This is a genomic window from Methylobacterium sp. EM32 (genome assembly GCF_040593685.1).
In the GTDB taxonomy this organism is placed as follows: Bacteria; Pseudomonadota; Alphaproteobacteria; order Rhizobiales; family Beijerinckiaceae; genus Methylobacterium.
Window position 1 is genome coordinate 1 of record NZ_JBEXZS010000249.1, and the last position, 3312, is coordinate 3312.

Annotated in this window: 2 protein-coding genes; both read right to left on the bottom strand. The window is 70.0% G+C overall.

The window, feature by feature from the left end; all coding sequences use genetic code 11:
- Positions 1-1246: HlyD family type I secretion periplasmic adaptor subunit (locus tag ABZT49_RS31435; RefSeq protein WP_355292170.1), on the bottom strand; the 1246-nt coding region annotated here is incomplete at its 3' end.
- Positions 1243-3312: type I secretion system permease/ATPase (locus tag ABZT49_RS31440; RefSeq protein WP_355292172.1), on the bottom strand; the 2070-nt coding region annotated here is incomplete at its 5' end. The genes ABZT49_RS31435 and ABZT49_RS31440, both read right to left, overlap by 4 nt.

Here is a 3312-nt window from a genome sequence, read left to right on the forward strand (position 1 = left end):
CCGCCTCGCGGTCGTCGACCGCGTCGCGCGACACCCGCACCACCTTGCCGTCGATCGAGCCGTAGCGCGTGAACGGGAAGGCGTCGATCTTCACCACCGCTTCCTGGTCGGGCAGGATGAAGCCGATATCCTTGTTCTGGACCTGGGCCTCGACCTCAATCGGCCCGTCGGTCGGCACCACCACCATCAGCGGCTGGCCGGCGGTGACGACCTGGCCGAGCGTCGTGACGGCGAGCTGCTGCACCGTGCCGGAGATCGGCGCCTTCAGCGCCGTGCGCTCGCGCTTGAGGGTCGCCTTGACCACGTCCTGCACCAGGGCGTCGCGCTTCTGCGCGGCTTCCGTCAGCGCCTGGTACTGGCGCGCCACGGTCTCGCTGGTGAGCTGCGTGATGCGCCGCTGCAGCGAGGTCGCGGCGGCCTTGGCCTCGGTCAGCTGCCCGCGATCGTAGGCGAGGTCGGCCGCGACCTGCTCGACCTGCTGCACCGCGTCGATCACCGCCGCGCGGGTGCCGGCGGCCCGCTCCACCAGGGTCTCGCGCATGTCGGCGCGCTCCTTGAGCACCGCCTGCAGCCGCATCCGGGCGGCGACGCTGGCGGAGAAGCGCTCCTGGGTCGCGACCTTCTCGTTCAACTGCGCCTCGAATGCGTCGCGGGTGGTGACGTACTGGCCGAACTCGGCCAGCATCGCGCCCTCCTCGCGGGCCCGCACGGCCGGTGGCACGTCGGCCGGGAAGCTCGCCTTGATGGTCGGCCGGTTCTTCTCCACCGCTTCGATCGTGGCGCGGCGGCGCGCGATCTGGGCCTCCAGCGCCGCGAGGTCGCCCTGGCGCGAGGACAGGTCGGCGTCGGTTTCCGTCGGCTCCAGGGTCAGCAGCACGTCGCCGGCCCGGACCCGGCTGCCGTTCTCGACCGCGATCGTCTGGACCTTGCCGGTGTCGAAGGGCTGCACGACCTTCGAGCGCCCGGAGGGCTGGATGCGCGCGGTCGCCACCGCGTGGATGTCGATCTGCGCGAAGATGCTCCAGACGAGGGCCGCCCCGAACATCAGGCACATCACCCAGGTGAACACCACCGCGTAGGGCGAGGGCGGGGTGTCGAGGATCTCCAGATGTGCCGGCAGGAATTCCTGGTCGGAGCGGTCGTCGGCCATGCGCCGCACCCGCTCGGAGAGCCTGCGCGGGCTGAGGCGGGCCGGCGGGCGGGCACGTCGCGAGGTCGGCAGGGCGGGAATCGGGGTGGCGCTCATGCGGCTTCTCCCTTGCTTGAGCCGTGATCGGACTGGAGATGCCAGAGCCGGCCGTAGAGCGAGGCCGGCCGCTCGATCAGGTCGCGGTGGGTGCCGTCCTCGACGATCCGCCCGTCCTGCACGGCGATGATGCGGTCGCAGATCCGCACCGCCGCGAGGCGATGGGCGATGATGATGACGGTGCGCCCGCGCACGATGTGCTTCATGTTCTCCTGGATGATCCGCTCGCTCTCGTAGTCGAGCGCCGAGGTCGCCTCGTCCAGGATCAGGATGCGCGGGTTGGTGGCGAGCGCCCGCGCGATGGCGAGCCGCTGGCGCTGCCCGCCCGAGAGGTTGGCGCCGCGCTCCTCGATCGGGGTGTCGTAGCCCAGCGGCAGCCGGTTGATGAACTCGTCGGCGCCGGCCAGCCGCGCCACCTGCATCACCTGCGCCCGCGACAGGCCCGGATTGGCGAGCGCGATGTTCTCGAACACCGTCTTGTTGAAGAGAAGGTTCTCCTGCAGCACGACGCCGATCTGGCGCCGCAGCCAGGCCGGATCGACCTGCGCGATGTCGACGCCGTCGACCAGCACCTGGCCCTTCTCGGGCACGTAGAGGCGCTGCAGCAGCTTGGTGAAGGTCGACTTGCCCGAGCCCGAGGGGCCGACGATGCCGATGACCTGGCCGGCCGGGATGTCGAGGCTGACGTCCCGCAGCACCTCCGGCGTGCCGGGCTGGTAACGGAACGACACGCCGCGCACCGTCACCTGGCCCTTGGCCGGCGGCAGGTGGGCCTGGGCGAGCGCCCGGGTCTCCGGCGGGCAGTTCAGCACGTCGCCGAGGCGCTCCAGCGACACCTTGACCTGCTGGAAGTCCTGCCAGAGCTGGCTGAGGCGCAGGATCGGCGCGGTGACCTGGCCCATGATCATGTTGAAGGCGATCAGGCTGCCGACGGTCAATTCGCCGTTCATCACCGCGTAGGCGCCGAAGAACAGCACGAGCGCGGTCGTCACCTTCGAGATGTACTGGATCGCGTTCTGGCCGATGCTGGCGACGAGGCCGGCGACGAAGGAGGTCTTGACGTAGGCGGCGAGCCGCTCCTCCCACTGGCTCTTCAGGGTCGGCTCGACGGCGAGCGCCTTGACGGTGTGGATGCCGACCACCGACTCGATCAGGAACTGGCTCGACAGGGCCGAGCGGTTGAACCGCTCGAGCGTCTTGTCGCGCAGGATCGGCCGCAGCAAAACCGCCACCAGGATGTAGCACGGGATCGACAGGGTGACGATCAGCGCGAGCAGCGGCGAGTAGAAGTAGAGGATCGCCAGGAAGAGCAGCGTGAACGGAACGTCGATCGCCGAGGTGAGCGCCTGTCCGGTGAGGAAGTTGCGCACCGTCTCGAGTTCGCGCACCCGCGCGACGGTCTGGCCGGCGGGCCGCGTCTCGAAGTAGCCGAGGGGCAGGCGCATCAGGTGGTCGAACAGGCGCGCGCCGAGCTCGACGTCGATGCGGCTCGCGGTGTGGGTGAGGATGTAGCCGCGCAGGTATTGCAGCACGACGTGGAACAGGCCGAGCACCACGAGGCCGACCGCGACCAGCGTCAGGGTCGAGGTGCCGCGGTGGACCAGCACCTTGTCGATGGTGATCTGGAAGAAGATCGGGGTGATGAGGGCGCAGAGCTGGATGAACAGCGAGGCGACCAGCACCGTGACGAGCGGCTTGCGGTAGCGCCAGACCGAGGGCACGAACCAGGTCAGGCCGAAATTGTGCAACGCCGTCTGGATGTTGGCCCGGCGCGCGACGAGCACGATGGTGCCGGTCCAGCGCGGCAGAAACGCCTCGGCCTCGACGTGCTCGGCGGTGCGGGCGACCGGATCGATGATCCGGAGCTTGCCGTCCTCGAAGCGGCGGCCGAGGACGACGAAGCGGCCGTCATCGACCTCCAGGATCGCCGGGAGCGGGATGCCGTCGAGGCGGGCTGGCTTCTGGTTCTGGAGGAGGCGCCCCTTGAGGCCGAGCCGGCGCGCGCCGCGCACGATGTCGACGCCGCTCATCGGCGCCTGGCCGAGGCCGAGGTCGTGGCGGACCTG